The organism is Aeromonas sp. s12, from assembly GCF_040907925.1.
In the GTDB taxonomy this organism is placed as follows: domain Bacteria; phylum Pseudomonadota; class Gammaproteobacteria; order Enterobacterales; family Aeromonadaceae; genus Aeromonas; species Aeromonas veronii.
In genome coordinates, this window is the sequence record NZ_JBFOCT010000022.1 from 16,109 (window position 1) to 31,405 (window position 15,297).

Annotated in this window: 13 protein-coding genes and 2 pseudogenes; 9 read left to right on the top strand and 6 right to left on the bottom strand. The window is 54.7% G+C overall.

The features are described 5' to 3' along the window. The first annotated feature begins 9 nt into the window (after nt 1–9). Together AB5Y67_RS09850 and AB5Y67_RS09855 are read left to right on the top strand one after the other, a co-directional pair. Nucleotides 10–1,227 (top strand): phosphopentomutase, encoded by a 1,218-nt coding sequence (locus AB5Y67_RS09850; protein WP_127005505.1) that lies wholly within the window; start codon nt 10–12, stop codon nt 1,225–1,227. A 90-nt stretch (nt 1,228–1,317) separates the two neighbouring features. Beyond that, the gene (locus tag AB5Y67_RS09855) at nt 1,318–3,504 is read left to right on the top strand and encodes a carbohydrate-binding protein (RefSeq protein WP_150389162.1); all 2,187 of its coding nucleotides are present in this window, start codon (nt 1,318–1,320) and stop codon (nt 3,502–3,504) included. A 93-nt stretch (nt 3,505–3,597) separates the two neighbouring features. Here the strand turns inward: AB5Y67_RS09855 and AB5Y67_RS09860 are convergent, their stop codons facing one another. Together AB5Y67_RS09860 and AB5Y67_RS09865 are read right to left on the bottom strand one after the other, a co-directional pair. Further along, nucleotides 3,598–3,975, bottom strand: a complete 378-nt coding sequence (locus AB5Y67_RS09860) for a hypothetical protein (protein WP_223849307.1) — start codon at nt 3,973–3,975, stop codon at nt 3,598–3,600. A gap of 36 nt (nt 3,976–4,011) precedes the next feature. After that, nucleotides 4,012–4,083: pseudogene (locus AB5Y67_RS09865) on the bottom strand (hypothetical protein); the annotation flags it as partial. Between AB5Y67_RS09865 and AB5Y67_RS09870 the strand changes: the two are divergent. Next, a complete protein-coding gene (locus tag AB5Y67_RS09870) occupies nt 4,051–4,308 on the top strand; it encodes an ADP-ribosylglycohydrolase (RefSeq protein ID WP_113739471.1) in 258 nt (85 codons plus the stop codon). The pseudogene AB5Y67_RS09865 and the gene AB5Y67_RS09870 sit on opposite strands and share 33 nt — an antisense overlap. Before the next feature lie 38 nt (nt 4,309–4,346). Here the strand turns inward: AB5Y67_RS09870 and AB5Y67_RS09875 are convergent, their stop codons facing one another. Then, nucleotides 4,347–5,003 (bottom strand): HEPN domain-containing protein, encoded by a 657-nt coding sequence (locus tag AB5Y67_RS09875; RefSeq protein WP_068979527.1) that lies wholly within the window; start codon nt 5,001–5,003, stop codon nt 4,347–4,349. A gap of 119 nt (nt 5,004–5,122) precedes the next feature. After that, nucleotides 5,123–5,245, bottom strand: a complete 123-nt coding sequence (locus AB5Y67_RS09880) for a hypothetical protein (protein ID WP_265114136.1) — start codon at nt 5,243–5,245, stop codon at nt 5,123–5,125. Between the two features lie 352 nt (nt 5,246–5,597). On the opposite strand from AB5Y67_RS09880, the gene AB5Y67_RS09885 reads away from it, so the two are divergent. The 3 genes from AB5Y67_RS09885 to AB5Y67_RS09895 all read left to right on the top strand — a co-directional run bounded on the left by AB5Y67_RS09885 (nt 5,598) and on the right by AB5Y67_RS09895 (nt 9,734). After that, nucleotides 5,598–5,963 carry a hypothetical protein gene (locus AB5Y67_RS09885; protein WP_223849306.1) on the top strand — a complete coding sequence of 122 codons (366 nt, stop codon included), beginning with the start codon at nt 5,598–5,600 and terminating at the stop codon, nt 5,961–5,963. A 284-nt stretch (nt 5,964–6,247) separates the two neighbouring features. Continuing rightward, nucleotides 6,248–7,699, top strand: a complete 1,452-nt coding sequence (locus AB5Y67_RS09890; protein WP_150390526.1) for a DUF262 domain-containing protein — start codon at nt 6,248–6,250, stop codon at nt 7,697–7,699. Continuing rightward, nucleotides 7,692–9,734, top strand: a complete 2,043-nt coding sequence (locus tag AB5Y67_RS09895) for a DUF262 domain-containing protein (RefSeq protein ID WP_150389161.1) — start codon at nt 7,692–7,694, stop codon at nt 9,732–9,734. The genes AB5Y67_RS09890 and AB5Y67_RS09895 overlap by 8 nt, the downstream gene beginning before the upstream one ends. Nucleotides 9,735–9,776: 42 nt before the next feature. On the opposite strand, the pseudogene AB5Y67_RS09900 reads toward AB5Y67_RS09895, so the two are convergent. Continuing rightward, nucleotides 9,777–10,821, bottom strand: a pseudogene (locus tag AB5Y67_RS09900) (IS3 family transposase). 163 nt (nt 10,822–10,984) lie between these two features. Here AB5Y67_RS09900 and AB5Y67_RS09905 point away from each other — a divergent pair. From AB5Y67_RS09905 to AB5Y67_RS09915, 3 genes are read left to right on the top strand one after another with little or no spacing between them, the layout of a single operon-like run. Further along, the gene (locus tag AB5Y67_RS09905; RefSeq protein WP_199428232.1) at nt 10,985–12,298 is read left to right on the top strand and encodes an anaerobic sulfatase maturase; all 1,314 of its coding nucleotides are present in this window, start codon (nt 10,985–10,987) and stop codon (nt 12,296–12,298) included. Nucleotides 12,299–12,301: 3 nt separating this feature from the next. Beyond that, entirely contained in the window at nt 12,302–13,417 is a 1,116-nt protein-coding gene (locus AB5Y67_RS09910; protein ID WP_199428231.1) for a tetratricopeptide repeat protein, read from the top strand. A gap of 34 nt (nt 13,418–13,451) precedes the next feature. Beyond that, nucleotides 13,452–14,252: an SUMF1/EgtB/PvdO family nonheme iron enzyme gene (locus AB5Y67_RS09915; RefSeq protein ID WP_199428230.1), complete on the top strand. Its 801-nt coding sequence runs from the start codon at nt 13,452–13,454 to the stop codon at nt 14,250–14,252. Here AB5Y67_RS09915 and AB5Y67_RS09920 read toward each other — a convergent pair. Continuing rightward, complete coding sequence (locus AB5Y67_RS09920) at nt 14,249–15,184, bottom strand: LysR family transcriptional regulator (RefSeq protein ID WP_199428229.1); 936 nt, start codon at nt 15,182–15,184, stop codon at nt 14,249–14,251. The genes AB5Y67_RS09915 and AB5Y67_RS09920 overlap by 4 nt on opposite strands. Nucleotides 15,185–15,297: the final 113 nt, after the last annotated feature.

Here is a 15,297-nt window from a genome sequence, read left to right on the forward strand (position 1 = left end):
GGAGGGATTATGGCAAGGTTTATTGTTGTCGTCCTCGATGGCTTTGGTATCGGCGAAATGCCGGATGTACTGGCCGAGCGACCACAGGATCACGGTGCCAATACAGCAAGAAAGCTCATTGAGCATTTTTCAGATAAACATCTGCCGACGTTGGCACGGCTTGGATTGTTGAATACGGTGTATCCCGTCAACTCAGTGATGCAACGTAGCCAGGCTGCAAACTGGGGTAAGTCAATGCTGGGCCATGAAGGGTGTGACACCTTTATGGGGCATCAAGAGATCATGGGGACCAAACCGAGAGCACCGCTACAAGCCCCCTTTAGTACATATATCGAAAAGATAGAGGCAGGGTTGATTGCCGCAGGATACCAGGTCAACCGAATATATCGCGATGCGCTTGCCCTACTGGAGGTCAACAGCTGTGTCGTGATCGGGGATAACCTTGAGGCCGAGTTGGGACAGGTTTATAACATTACAGCCAATTTGAACTTGATATCATTCGATGACGTCGTGAAAATCGGAAGAGTAGTCAGGAAATATAATGATGCTGGACGAAACATAGCGTTTGGTGGACTGATTGATTCAATGGATGACATCTATTCAGCCATAGAAACCAAACCAGATAAAAACGGAAATATAGCATTTATTGGGGTCAACGCTCCACGTTCTGGAGCCTATAATAACGGATTTAAGGTTATTCACCTTGGCTATGGAGTCGATCCATCGACACAAGTGCCACACTGTCTTAATCAGGTTGGAATCAAGACGTTCTTATATGGTAAGGTCGCCGATATCGTAGAGAATGAACACGGTGTTTCATATCCAGGAGTAGTCGATACCGATACACTGTTTGATTTATTGCTGCGGGATGTTGTTCGGAAAGATAATGCATTTTTCTGCCTCAATGTTCAGGAAACGGATCTTTCTGGTCACCAACAAAATGCTGGGCGTTACTGGAATACGCTCGAGAGAGCTGATGCCGGATTATCAAAGATATTAGACGCTATGTCCATAAGCGACCTTTTGATTGTTATGGCTGATCATGGCAACGATCCCTTTATCGGACATTCTCTTCATACAAGAGAAATGGTGCCAATATTGTTATTCAGCCATGAATTAAAGGGGCTTGAGTTAGGTGTTCGCGATACCCTATCTGATGTGGGGGCCAGTGTTGCCAAATTCTTTAATGCTCCCATGCCAGAATTTGGCTCGCCCATAAAGTTCTAGTTCGACGATATATAAACACTAATTATGTTCTTTACACATCACTTTTTATGTTGGTGAGATAGGCTTATATTATTAATCAGGAGTTGCTCGATGAAACATGGATTAAGTCTTTCATTATTAGGTAGCATATTTATTGCGACCACGGCATCTGCCTCAACTGGGGGAATGCAAGAGTTTCTCGATAGTCTCAGAAATTTTGAGTCCGGTATCAATCCGGCACTGAGTCAGTTTTACCTCGATAATCTGGATAACCCCGTTTATACCTACGCTAAGGTCACCAAGCCGGGTCGACTCGTCAGGGACTGCGCCACAGGGAGTATGGTGCAAGAGCCTACAACGATAAGGCAGTACTTTACCAAACTGGGTCTTGGCAGCATCTATAACGAAAATACCCCTCATGACCCGGGCATGTTCAAGTTGATGCAGTACAGCTCGATGAATGCGTGGGGCTTTGTCGGGTATCAGCTGGGTGAAGCGGTATTGATCGATGGAGGCTATTACAGCCCGCCGACAGTACAGATTGCAGGTAAGGAATACGACAGCTTTTATATGTTCGTGCCCGATTCGACCTGGATCGGTTGTAAAACCGAGGCGCTGGCTGAAATCCCGGGATCAGGCGGTAATCAGGTGTACGTAACGGATATTAACCGCTGGCAAGGGCATTTTATCGGAAAGAACGGGGTCAACAATTTCACCGATTTCATCAAGCCCGATAAACAGGAGTTGGTGATCCGGGATGTCATGCACTTCAACTACAAGGTCATCAGCAAGCTCCTACAAGATGCCAATATGACCTGGGCACAGGCCTTGTCGAAAAGCTGGACCGATACGGATGATAACGGGCAGCAGGTAACGGTCAAGGCAACTATGTCCGGTATCCTGGCCGCTGCTCACTTGCGTGGAGCGTGGGGAACCGCCGAGCTGTTGACCAAAGACAAGATCACGTGTGACGAGCAGGGAACTTGTATCACCAAATATGTGCATAAGTTTGGCGGTTACAACACGCTGTTTGATGTACCGGGTGACAGCGTCACTCAAGGCTCCCCTTACGATGAAGTTCTGATGGCGGGGTGGGGGAATGACACCGTTATCTTGGGGGGTGGCAAAAACCAGCTGCTACTCAATGAGCAGAAGGGCTCTATCACCACGGTTACCGACTTTGTTATCGGCAAGGATAAGATCGTGCTACGTGGCTGGTCCAGCGAATCACCTCTGGCGTCCATGGTGGTCACTCAGGGGAAAAATGGCGCTGAAATAGATGTGGCCGGACAAAAAATCATTCTGAACAACATCAATGCTGGCGATGTACTGGCCAATCCTTCACAAGTGATCATTCAGTCTATGGTGTACACGCTGGCGTGGAATTCAGGCAAGCAGGTCGTCGCCCAGTTTGACCCCAAGGTGGATCGTATCGAGGGTTCGTCGGGGATTGGGTTCAAGCATCTCAAAGCTTATGAGACTAGCTCTTCGGTGGTGATTGGTCCCCAAGCCGATGACGGCGGCATTTATGCTTCGTATGAGCTGATGGGGTTGACGTTGGCCGACCTGTCGCCTGATATGTTCCTCAACGTGACCGGCAGCTTTGATCGTCTGGGTTTTATCGTGCCGCTTGATCACAAAACCTGGGGCTGGAATATGTCGCAGGTGGTGAACAGCTTCAATCCGCAAAAAACGGTGCTGACCGTTCCAAGCAATCAGCCAGTGCCATTTTCTGCTGTAAAGTTGACTCAAAATGGTGCCAACACCGAGCTGACCTTGCTCGAGCCGTTTGCCAAGGGTGACACGAAGATCGTTATCCTGCGCAATACCGATGTGAAGAGTCTCTCTGAACGGAACTTCTCCGGCTTCAGCGGTCAGTACAAAGAGGTGACGATCGATATTCCCGTGATGTTTGACATTCGTGCTAGTGTCGTCGGCACCGGTGGCTCTATCTCTCCTGCACCGGATACTGCAGGTATTATTCAGGCAAAAGGGGGAAGTGCACTGACAGTTGCGTTCATTCCTGATCCCGGATATCGAGTGAAGAGTATCACCGTCGATGGCGCGGCCCAGCCGGTGGCGAGCGCTTATACCTTCCCCAGCTTGGCGGCCAATCACCGCCTTGAAGTGAGCTTCGAGAAGGGTAGTGCCTGTCCGGCCTCCTGGAACAGCACTCAGGTGTACAACACCGGTGACAAGGCGACCTATGTCGGCAACATCTATGAGGCCAAGTGGTGGAACATCAATAACCAGCCGGACCAAGGTGGTCCCTGGAAGCTGCTAGGCGCTTGTCAGTAAAGTGTGTGCTGACACGTGACCCTAACGCGGTCGCTTCTTATCTAAAAATTCCCGAGCATTGCTCGGGAATTTTTCTTTTGAATTTCATTCCCTTTACCCGCTGTTACTCTTGTGTCTGTCAGACGAGCTGTGTTGTGTCAGCAAATCCGCACTCTTGAGCTTGAAGGTACAGCCTTGCTGGATGAGCTCCTCCCGGTTGGCCAGTACCAGCGGGTAGAGCAGGGGATGTTGTTGATGTTCTCCGTTGTAGCTCACCTGCATCCGCTCCAATGCGTAGTGCATCAAAGGGATGCGCTGGTTAATCAACAGCTGGTTCCCTGTCATGGCATTGTCTCTGGCAATGATTGCCTGCTGACCCTCGCTGAGGCCTGGATTGGGAACGACTACCGCATGGGTGTTCCACTCCAGATCCTGCTCCCGGCCGTGAGGGGAGGCATCCAGCAGATCCGGTTCGCCGCGAAAACGACTCATCACAAAGTCCAGATATTCCCCTTTCTTCTCGCAGTAGGCACGAACGTGCCAGCGAGTCCCGTCATAGACCAGAGTGTGAGGCTCGATATTGCGGCCACATCCCCGAATAGCTGCGCCGTGGTGCGCGGCAGCTGGCGGCGAAAGTCACGCAATCAGCTGGGCCATGCCAGCTGGTTGGATGTAGTGGAGGCAGCCCTCTGGTGCTTCTGGCATGGTGACGATTTGGCAAGCGGCGAAGTGTTACTCGGTGTGCTGCTGGGCAGGGATGAGCGGGTGCGGTTGGTCTATGGACTGTTAGCCGGGGCTTTCTATCTGTCAGATCGGACAGATTGAAGCCGCGGCGCCATCGTATCCCGCCATCCTGCGGCTGATTAACCAGCCAGCTCAACCACCGGATAACAGGCATCTCCCCACAGGGTATCGGGATGGGTCATCATCAACTCGATGATCACCGGCACCAGTTTGCCGAGCAGGTTGGCACAATCCTTCAGTTGTTTGCGATTGACCGAGCTGTTCCAGGTCGCACCGCCATGAATTAGCTGGTTGCGCAGGGTATAGAGGCGGTTAAACACCACGCCCAGCAACTGTGGGGTGTTGCTGCTGGCGAGGGCCTGGTTTGCCATCTTCTTGCCTTGTGCCAGCCGCTCCTTCCACTGGGCTTCGCTTATTTTGCCGCTGTGATAATCCCAGAAGCCTTGCAGTACAAACGGGGTATCCAGCAGTATGCGGATACTGCCAGAGAACTCCTGCCAAACCAGATGCTCGATCTTTTTGTGCTCATCCAGATCGCACAGTTTCTCCAGAAAGCCTTTGAAGGTCTCCTGTTCAGAGAGGCGACGATCGTCATCGATTTCAGTGGCATAAGCCGCATTGAACGCAATCCAGAGAAAGATAAAGCGGCCATCTTCATCTTCGGCCATTTCAGCACGTTGCAGCCAGCTTAAGGCACGATGAACTCGCAGGTTGAGGTTGCTGGGAGAGTGTTCACGCAGAGTCCGGTGACGAGTTTTCAACTGTTCAAAATTCAACGACGATCTCCTTCTCAATCAGATGAATAGCCAGCTTTGACAACCAGACTCTCTGTCCTGCTGCTGGATCATCAGGTTGATGAAGAACTGGCTGGAATAGCATGTGGTGATAGCAGCGGCTACTTGCGGATGACACCCTTCAGCGTTGCAATGGCCAGCTCCACCATGGTGGCCGACGATTGTTCCAGTGGGGCATGGCGGCACTCGGGACAGGCCTCAAACCAGGTGTGGCCACGTACCATAACATCGCTCTTGGGAACAACCGTCTTGTGCCAGCCACATGTTGGGCAGCGATAAGTAGAAGGGGGTGGTTGTATCGGCATGATATCCCTCAAGCAAGTTCCATTTGGCCTAGAGTAACACGGCTCAAATTATTGCAGTGAGCTCCTTGTTCACACTCTTTAGAGTCAAAGTTGTATCCGCCTGAAAACACGACATGTGCAAAACCCCAGTATCGAAGCTGTGCGGCTGGCCCGGTATAGTCAGCCGAGTTCACATCAGAGGGGATATGCGATGAGAAACCAACACGGCTTTTGGTTAGCGACACGCCCGTTGTCATTAATCGCCCTGTTGCTGGGCCTAACGCCGCAAATCGTGTTTGCTGCAGACTGCACCTATCGGGAGAATGCGCTGGGCAATACTATTTACCAGTGTGATGATGGCAAACAGGGCACTCTGCGTGAGGATGCACTGGGCAACATCAAAGACTCGGGTACCGGCATCACCTGGCGCACCGATCCGTTGGGCAACCTCAAGGGCAGCGATGGCACCACCTACCGCAAAGACGCACTGGGCCATGTGCGCGGCAGCAATGCCAAAACCGGCGAACGGGTGACGTGGCGTGAGGATAGTCTCGGTAACCTGCGTGCCTCTGATGGCACCGTCTGCCGAACCAACGCGCTGGGGCAACTCATATGCCGTGGCGAGAGTACACCGCCAGCTTTGCTTGAAGACAAATGATGGCTTTTGCAGCAAACGGTCGGCGATCACACTGTGATGTGATATCAGGCATGGTTGCAACGGGGCCAAATGGGTAAACTTGTCGGCAATTTCTGGCTCCGTAACCGGCAAGGTTGTGAATCTCTGCCTCTTTTCGTTTTCCAGGCACCCTTGGTGTACACAGACTCTTATCGGAATACCTGACTCATGGCTATCAAGAAGAACGAACTCTACTTCTCCCTCCTGAAACAGGGGCTGATGCAGTGGTTGTTGACCGGCTGCATCCGCCTACCGCAGGAGGCATGATGGAGAGCATTAATAATCAAGTGCAGTCGGTACGCCAGTTGCTGGCCATTCCCCAACTGGCCATCCCAAGCTATCAGCGACCGTACCGCTGGGGTGCCAAGAATATCTCGGATCTCTTCAGTGATCTGGCGACCCATCAGGACAAGAGCGCCTACCGGCTGGGCTCGGTGGTGTTTCATCAGCACACCGATAGTGAGCAGGGCGAGATGCTTGATATCGTCGATGGCCAGCAACGCACCCTGACCCTGATGTTGACCGTCAAGGCGCTGATCGAGGTACTGGATAACGAAACTCGCAGTGGCAAAGAGAAGAGTATCCGGTTTCAACGTCAGGATCTGCGTGAGCTATTGCAGGCCTTGCGTGGACCTATCGATGCGTTTATGCAGCGTCAGCACTTCCCCAGCCGGGATTCGGAGTTCAACCTCAGACGCAACTATCTGGAGTTGCGTCGGCTGGTGGCCCGCCCTGAGTTTGACGAGCAGCAAATCGACTTTCTGCTCAACCGCTGTCAGGTAGTCTGCTTTGTGCTGCAGGATATCTCGGAGGCGTTCCAGTTCTTCGATTCGCAAAATGCCCGGGGGCGCGATCTGGCTCCTCACGATCTGCTCAAGGCATTTCACCTGCGCGAGTTTGCCGACCATGAGGCCAACCTCAAGGCCGAGGCCGTCGCCCATTGGGAGTACCTGCCAAGCGACGAGCTGGCCAATCTGTTCGCTCTCTATCTCTATCGGGTACGCCAGTGGGCCGAGGGCAAGTCGGCCCGCTACTTTGGCAAGGGGGAGGTGGATCTCTTCAAGGGGGTCAACCTAGATCGGGTAGGGCACTTCCCTTACGTGGAGTCGCTGCGTATCGCCCACCACTTTGTCGATGAGTACAACAGCCAGTACCAGCGCAAGATTGACGGCCAGCGCATGACGTTTCCCTTTCATCTCGACCAGATGATCATCAATGGTCGGCGCTTTTTCGAGATGGCCGAGTACTACCAGACGCGGGTCGCCGCCATCGTGGCCGAGGAGTCTGATTCCGGCAAAACGCAATCAGCCACCCTGCTCGGCGAAACGCTGACGCCGATGGCCAGCAAGGTGCTCTCGACCCTGGGCAGCTACGAGCGTCGCCACCGCACCGGGGATCGTTATGTGCGGGCCATGTTCGACTGCGCCCTGATCTTCTATATCGACAAGTTCGGCAGCCAGGGGCTGTCACTGGCCATCGAGAAGTGCTTTATCTGGGCCTATCGCTGCCGTATTCGCCAGCAGGTGGTGCAACTGGCGACCATGGATAACTACGTGCTGGAGCACAATCTGATCCGTGCCATTCGTGATGCCCGTCTGCCGGGAGACCTGCACGGCTTCCCTTTGCCTAGCATGAGCAGTCGAGAGAACAAGAACAATCGCAACGGCGCCGAAGATGAACTGGTCGGGCTGTTTCGGGAGATGAAATATTATGAGTGATGCAGGCGTTTGCCCCTTTTCCATCCGTGCACTGCTCGAAGACAGCGCCCGCTATCTGGTGCCCATGTACCAGCGCAACTATGCCTGGGGCGAGGGAGAGATCACCCAACTGCTGCAGGATGTGCTGGATTATCAGCAAAAATCGGTCGGAGCCAAGGAACAGCAAACCTACTATATCGGCACCTTGGTGGTGTTTGCCCGGGACGATGGCAGTTTCGAGGTAATCGATGGTCAGCAGCGCTTTACTACCCTCTCTTTGCTGGCCAATTGGCTCAAACACCACGCGAAAGATTCGGTGGATATGAGCTGGTATCAGACCATCAACCTCGCTTTTGAGAGTCGCCCGATATCGAGTCATACCTTCGAGCGCTTGTGGCAGGGTGTTGCCCCCCACGATTTGCGGGGGAGTGCCTTCAATGAAGGTCTGGTGAACGGTTTTGAATTGATTGGCAAGGCAATGGCGGATCTTGGTTTGGTGGGGGCTAAACTGACAGCCTTTTGTGACTACCTCTTCACGCATGTGCAGGTCTCTCGTATTGAGGTACCCAAGGATACCGATCTCAATCACTTCTTCGAGGCGATGAACAATCGCGGCGAGCAGTTGGAAAAGCATGAAGTGATCAAGGCGCGGCTGATGGAGACGCTGAACCAGATACCCGAGGAAGAGCATCGTCGCCAAAGTATTCATATCCTGACCCGGGTATGGGATGCCTGCGCCAATATGGAGCGCTATATCCAGTACGGCTTTACCCCGCAAGAGCGCCACCGTCTGTTTGGTGAGAGCGACTGGGGCCAGTTTGTGCCCCGTGATTTTGCCCATCTGCTTGATCTGCTAGGGTCCCCTAACACGGCCAACGCTGCCGATAAAAACGGGGCCACTGCCGCTAGCCAGGGGCGCACCTTGTTGGCCATTTTGCAGGATGACAAGCTCGATGGTGAGCAGACGGTGGAGGAGGAGAGCGCAGGCTCCGAACGCTTTAACAGCGTCATCAACTTCTCCAACTTCTTGCTCCATGTGCTGCGACTCGTTAGCCGCGACCCGGGCGATACGGAGGGGGTGCCGCTTGATGATAAACAACTGGTTGATCAGTTTGAGATCCGAGTGATAAGGCAACCGGATCCAGTAGCGGCAGTTAAGCGTTTTATCTATGGCCTGTTAAAGAGCAAGTATCTGTTTGATCAGTTCATCATCAAGCGCGAGTTTGCCGATGGCAAGGATGGTTGGAGTCTGAAGCGGCTGCACTGGTATTCGGAAAAGAGCGTCAGTTACATCAATACCTTTGACAAGGATGAAAATGAGAATGGTTTCTCTGGTGTTAACCGGCGGATCCTGATGTTGCTGTCTGCGTTTCATGTGTCGACCCCGACCCTGGTTTACAAACATTGGCTGAATGGTGCACTGAGATATCTGTTCGACAATTGTCACCCTGATCAACCGGTAGAGGCAGGGGCTTATCTGTCCTATCTGGAGAGTCAGGCTCGCCGCTTTGTCTTCCAGCGCTTTTTGGCGCCGGGTGAAGGGGCTTCCTATTACCAGATGCTCTACCTTGATAATGCCCTGTTGCCCGCGATCAATGTGGATGAGAGCTGGCACAAGGTGATTACATCCAAACTTCGCTTCGGTCATATCGAGAACAACTTTGTCTTCAACTTCCTCGACTATCTGCTGTGGGTACGAGATCGGAATTGCGACAAAGTTGCTGGCCCCTTTGAGTTCACTTTCCGCAGCTCGGTGGAGCACTTCTCACCCCAGCATCCGATGGATGGCTATAAACCGGTTGAGCAGAGTGCACTCCATTCGTTTGGCAACCTTTGCCTTATCAGCCACAGCAAGAACTCGCGCTTGAGTAACTTCCAGCCGCAACAGAAGCAGGAGCACTTTGAAGCGAGCCTTGCCAACAACCAGATTGATAGCCTCAAGTTGCTCGCAATGATCAGGCTTATGAAAGAGAAGGGTCGCTGGCAGGAGGATGAGATAGCTGAGCATCAAAAGCAGATGTTGCAAGTGTTGTTATCCAGCCAGATTGTGCAATAAGAGGCTATTTGGCCGACTATCAACTAGTGATAGCTGTAGTGGTCAACTAAATCCGGACACTTGGTTAGGCCGAGCTTCGGCTTTTGCTGGCGGTATCCCGTCATTGTGTTGATGTGGACGCCGCCAGTTGTAGTAATCCATCAGGTAGTAACTGATATCCCGCTTCGCCTCTCGCAAGCTCATATATCCCATAGCCGGGAGCCACTCTGACTTCAGGCTCCTGAAAAGTCGCTCCATCGGGGCGTTATCCCAGCAGTTTCCACGCCGACTCATGCTCTGGGTCATACGATAGCGCCACAGTCGTTGCCGAAATGCCCGGCTGCCATATTGGCTGCCTTGGTCAGAGTGAAACAGCACGCCTGACGGACAACCCCGCAGCTGATAGGCCATCTCCAGTGCTTTGATTGCCAATTCTGCATCAGGTTTATCAGACATCGCCCAGCCCACGACCCGCTGGGTGTGCAGGTCAAGCACCGCTGCCAGGTAATGCCAACGACCACCGGCCCAGACGTAGGTGATATCGCCACACCACACCTGATTGGGTTGCTGGACATCAAATTCGCGAGCCAGCAGATTGGGAATATCCGGTCGTTCAGACCGCGCGACCTGATAGCGATGAGCGCCCGGTTGCTTGGATGCCAGCCCGGCTTCCTTCATCAGGTTACGTACTTTGAATCGGCCAATCTGATACCCCAACTCCCGCATCATCGACATCAAGGCACGGCTGCCCGCTGAGTCCCGGCTTTCTTTGAACAAACGGCGCAACTCACAGCGCTGCTGCATACGCTCACGGTTAATCGTCCGCCATCAAGAGAGCAGTCGCCTTTTTTAGTATGTCCTTTTCACGTTCGAGCCGGTTGATACGGGCTTCCAGCTCCTGAATTTTTTGCTGCTCCGGAGTCAGTGCTTTTCCGATGGGGGTTGTACCACAGCGTTCGGATTGCAGTTGCTGAACCCAGCGGCGCAGTACGGTTTCACCGACATCCAGTGAACGGCTTGCTTCGGGGACAGAATATCCCTGGTCGAGCACCAGGGATGCGGCTTCGAGTTTGAATTCGGCAGTAAATGAGCGACGTAATCTTGTCATTGGACACCTCAGGTCATGGTGGCGACTGTACCACCTAAAATGGTGTCCGGGATGATTAGACCACTACACATATCCGCTGGTTATAAGGGGTATAACCAGCGTGTGACAGCGGGAGCCTTTAGACTGCAGGCCTCAAAACAGCAATTTTGCAGGTGGTGCAGTTATGGTGATTACTCAGGGTCCACAGTTCAACGGCAAGGCATCCAAGCGGATGCATGTGATGGCCAAACCTATCGGGGCCGTGTGTAACATCGACTGTACCTACTGCTACTACCTCAGCAAGCAGGATCTGCTGGAATACAAGAAGGGGTGTTCGCCCCAGATGGATGAGCAGACCCTTGAGACCTATATCCGTCAATATATCGAGGGGCAGAATACCCCCGAGATCATCTTCTCCTGGCAGGGGGGCGAGCCGACGTTGCTCGGGCTCGACTATTTTCGCAAAGTGGTCGAGTTGCAGCGCAAATACCAGCCGCAAGGGGTGGTGATTGCCAACGACCTGCAGACCAACGGCATCTTGCTCAACGATGAGTGGTGTGAATTTCTGGCCGCCAACAACTTTCTCATCGGTTTGAGCATCGATGGCCCCGAGCTGCTGCACAACGCCTATCGGGTCAACCGAGCCGGGCGCGGTACCTTCAATCAGGTGATGACGGCGGTGGCGTTGCTGCATAAATACAAGGTGAAGTTTGCCACCCTGACCAGCGTCAACAACCTCACCAGCAAGAATGCGCTGGAGGTTTATCGCTTCCTGCGTGATGAGGTGAAGTCGCCCCAGATGCAGTTTATCCCCATCGTCGAGCAGAAGAGTTTTCGCACCACCGCGCCCCAGACCTGGCAACCGCAGGAGCAACTCAAGCAGGGGGACAAGCGCCTCAATCCCTGGCACAAAAATTCGGTGGTCGAGCCCTGGTGCGTCTCGGCCGAGGGGTGGGGGGATTTTCTCATCACCATTTTCGATGAGTGGGTGCAGCGGGATCTGGGACGGGTCTTCGTGCAATATTTCGAGGCGAGTGTCGAGACCTGGATGGGACGCAAGAACCCCCTCTGTACCTTGGGGGAGATCTGCGGCAAGGGGCTGGCGATGGAGCCCAACGGCGATGTGTTTGCCTGTGACCACTATGTCTATCCCAAGTACAAGATCGGCAATATCCACCATCAGCCGCTCAGTGAGCTGGCGTATTCGCCCGCCCAGCAAGCGTTCGGCTTTGCCAAATCGCGCAGCCTGACCCGCCAGTGCCAGCAGTGTGACTACCAGTTTGCCTGCTATGGGGAGTGCCCGAAGAACCGCTTTATTCGCACCCACGAAGGGGAGGCAGGTCTGAATTACCTCTGTGCCGGTTGGTACAAGTTTTTCAGCCATATCGATCAGTCGATGGCCTATATCCTGCGCCGTGCCGGTTATCCGGTGGCCCATGGCAAGTATCGAGATGCGGTGATGAATAATGGCGTCATGACACATGGTCAGAGGAAATAAGCGATGCAGAGCATGTTGAGTCGCCACGAGTTTCGTCACACCCGCTCCGGCACCATGGGCTCCTTGTGGCTGGCCCTTGGCATGACCCTGTCTGGCGCAGCGCTGGCGGTAGCCAGCCCTGAGCCGCCGGTCACCACATCAGCGAATGGGGCACTCACCGCATCCGTGTCAGTCACTGCACCCTCAGCCGCCCAGATCCAGCAGTGGGCCTACAGTGCGCAGGATATCTCCCTGCCAGCGGTGGAGCGGGCCGATGCCCTGCGCCAGCTGGCGGCTTATCCGAACCAGAACAGTCTGGTGGCGGTGGCCAGAAGCCTGCGTGATGAGCACGCATTGGTGCGCGAAGCGGCGGTGATTGCCGCCGATCCCTATCAGTTTGTGCACCGCTGGCGACTGCTCTCACCGCTGCTGGCTGACAGCAGTGCCGCGGTTCGCCGCGCCGTTACCCTCAATCTGGCTCGCGATTATGGCGCCATGAATGAGGAGCAACTGAGCGCCATTGGCCAGCCGCTGGCGGAGTTGAGCGAGTATCTCACCCGGCAGCAGGACCCTGCGCAGCAGCTGGTGCAGGCAGATCTCTATCGCTGGACCCGGCAGTGGGACAAGGCGCAGGCAAGCTACGAACAACTGCTGGCCAATCAGCCCGATAATCCCCTAGTCTGGCTTGCTCTCTCTGACAACTTGCGGGCCCAGCAACGGGATGCCGAGGCACTGGTCTTGCTCAACAAGGGGATTCTTGCGCTGCCACAGAATGCCAACCTCCATTACGCCAAGGCGCTGACCCAGGTGCGCCTCGATCAGAAGAGCGAAGCGGCAGTCACCATGGCACAGGCGGCGGAGCTCGCTGGCAATAACAGCTACTTCTGGTATCTCAACGGGGTGCTGCAAGAGCCGCTGGATCTCGAGAAAGCCATCGGCTCGTTCGAGCTGGCCTACCGGATCTCCGGCGCGCCGGAGCAGCTCTATGCGGTGTGCGATATCTACCTTCGCCACGATAACCCCAAGAGCAACGCCTGCATGAGTGAACTTGGCAAGATAGCGCCCCCCGAGGTGCTGGCCGAGCTCAATAGCAAGCGCGCGAGCAAGACGAGCACGCCGCCGGTTTCCGCTGGCCAGTGATGGCTGCCACTTCTCTTACTGCACAGGTCAGGTTATGACGATCATACCGTTCAAATGCGCAATTCCGTTGCTGGCGACCACCCTGCTGGTGGCTGGCTGCACCCTCTCGGTCAAACAGGGCAACCAGCCGCTCCATCCGCTGCGACAGAAGATTGAAGCGGACATGGTGCTGGTGGAAGGGGGCCGTTTTGAGATGGGCTCCAACGACCCTAGTGCCAAAGCGAGCGAAGGGCCACAGCATACGGTCTCGCTCAACAGCTTCTACATGGCAAAATTCGAGGTGACCCAGGCCCTGTTCGAGGCGGTGATGGGCCCCTCCATCAGCTATTTCCAGGCGCCGGATGTACCGGTCAACAACCTCAGCTGGCAACAGGCCAATCTGTTTGTGACAAGGCTCAATGAGTTGACCGGCGCTCACTACCGCCTGCCCACCGAAGCTGAGTGGGAGTATGCAGCCCGGGGTGGCAAGCTGAGTAAAGGCTATCGTTACAGCGGCTCCGATCAGATTGATGAAGTGGCCTGGTACAGCGGCAACGCCAAGAATCGCGCCTATCCGGTGGGGCTGAAAAAGCCCAACGAGCTGGGGCTATACGACATGACCGGCAATGTGGGGGAGTTTGTGGCTGATGCCTATGAAGAGACCTTCTATCGCCACAGTCCTCAAGAGAACCCTAACAATGCCCTGGAGAGCAAGAGCCACCTCGCCCATAAGTCGGTGCGAGGCGGCAGCTACGCCTATGAGGCTGAATTGTCTGAAAATTTCCGGCGTGATTTCGCCAGCCAGTCGGTGATGATGGCTGACATGGGATTGCGACTGGTGCGTGATACCCGTTAGGGCTGATCGATGGAGGTGGTCAGCCCCAGCTCGCTGACCACATCGAACAACTGCTGGCGCAGCCAGCGGTGGCCCGCCTCGGTGGTCCGGCTGGGGTGCCAGATGGCCGACAGGCTGAATACTGATTCCTCGAAGGGGAAGGGGAGTACCCGCACATCATACATGCCGGCAAAGGTATTTATGATGGAGGTGGGCAAAACTCCGATGATCTCGCTGCACGCAATGATGGGCAGCATCTCCATGGCGGTCGGCACCCGTACCACGATATTGCGGTTGGCCATTTGCGGCAGGTGCTCGGCGGTGATCATGCTGCCTCTGACCTGCCACTGGGCCAACGCCACATGCTCCTCGGTAAAATAGGCCTCCACCGTCAAGTTGCTGCCCAGTCGCGGGTGGTTGCTGGCACACACCACCTTCACCTGCTCGCCATAGAGCACCTCGCTCTTGAGCATGCTGCGCCCGCTCTGGGTCATGTCGATGATGAGATCATAACGCTGCATCCGCAGGTCACTCTCCATATCCTCGGTAAAGAGGGGATGCACCTCGAGCGAAATACCTGGGGCGTGTGCCCGGATCTTGCACAGCAGCGCCGGGACCAGTTGGGCACTGACCAGTCTGACACAAGCGATGGAGAAAACTCGCTGGGAAGTGCGCGGATTGAAGGTGCGCGAGGTCGAGAGGGTCGAGCTGAAGTTTTTCAGCGCGGCCGCCATCGCCGGATAGATGTCGATGGCAAACGAGGTGGGCTCCATCCCCACGACCTTGCGATTAAACAGAGGATCACCGTAGATCTCCCGCAGTCGCTTGAGGGCCTTGCTGACGGCGGGTTGGCTGATCTCCATGCGTGTCGCCGCCCGGGATAGGCTGCGCTCTTCATAGATGGCGACAAAGATCGGGATCAGGTTCAGCTCGGTACTTCTGATGTCTAACAAGAGAGGCCTCGTTACATGCTCGTGGAAAAATCACACTGCCTTGGCACTGCCGGGTAGCCGGAGGGGAGAACCTGCCACACCAGTCAGGTGGCGTGGCAGCCAGCTGGTATCCC

What these genes read in the sequence shown, in the direction of transcription:
- AB5Y67_RS09895 (WP_150389161.1), top strand. Translation starts at nt 7,692, where the DNA reads ATGAGTGATGCAGGCGTTTGCCCCTTTTCCATCCGTGCACTGCTCGAA.
- AB5Y67_RS09855 (WP_150389162.1), top strand. Translation starts at nt 1,318, where the DNA reads ATGAAACATGGATTAAGTCTTTCATTATTAGGTAGCATATTTATTGCG.
- AB5Y67_RS09880 (WP_265114136.1), bottom strand. Translation starts at nt 5,245, where the DNA reads ATGGTACGTGGCCACACCTGGTTTGAGGCCTGTCCCGAGTGCCGCCAT.
- AB5Y67_RS09850 (WP_127005505.1), top strand. Translation starts at nt 10, where the DNA reads ATGGCAAGGTTTATTGTTGTCGTCCTCGATGGCTTTGGTATCGGCGAA.
- AB5Y67_RS09860 (WP_223849307.1), bottom strand. Translation starts at nt 3,975, where the DNA reads ATGAGTCGTTTTCGCGGCGAACCGGATCTGCTGGATGCCTCCCCTCAC.
- AB5Y67_RS09905 (WP_199428232.1), top strand. Translation starts at nt 10,985, where the DNA reads ATGGTGATTACTCAGGGTCCACAGTTCAACGGCAAGGCATCCAAGCGG.
- AB5Y67_RS09915 (WP_199428230.1), top strand. Translation starts at nt 13,452, where the DNA reads ATGACGATCATACCGTTCAAATGCGCAATTCCGTTGCTGGCGACCACC.
- AB5Y67_RS09890 (WP_150390526.1), top strand. Translation starts at nt 6,248, where the DNA reads ATGGAGAGCATTAATAATCAAGTGCAGTCGGTACGCCAGTTGCTGGCC.
- AB5Y67_RS09910 (WP_199428231.1), top strand. Translation starts at nt 12,302, where the DNA reads ATGCAGAGCATGTTGAGTCGCCACGAGTTTCGTCACACCCGCTCCGGC.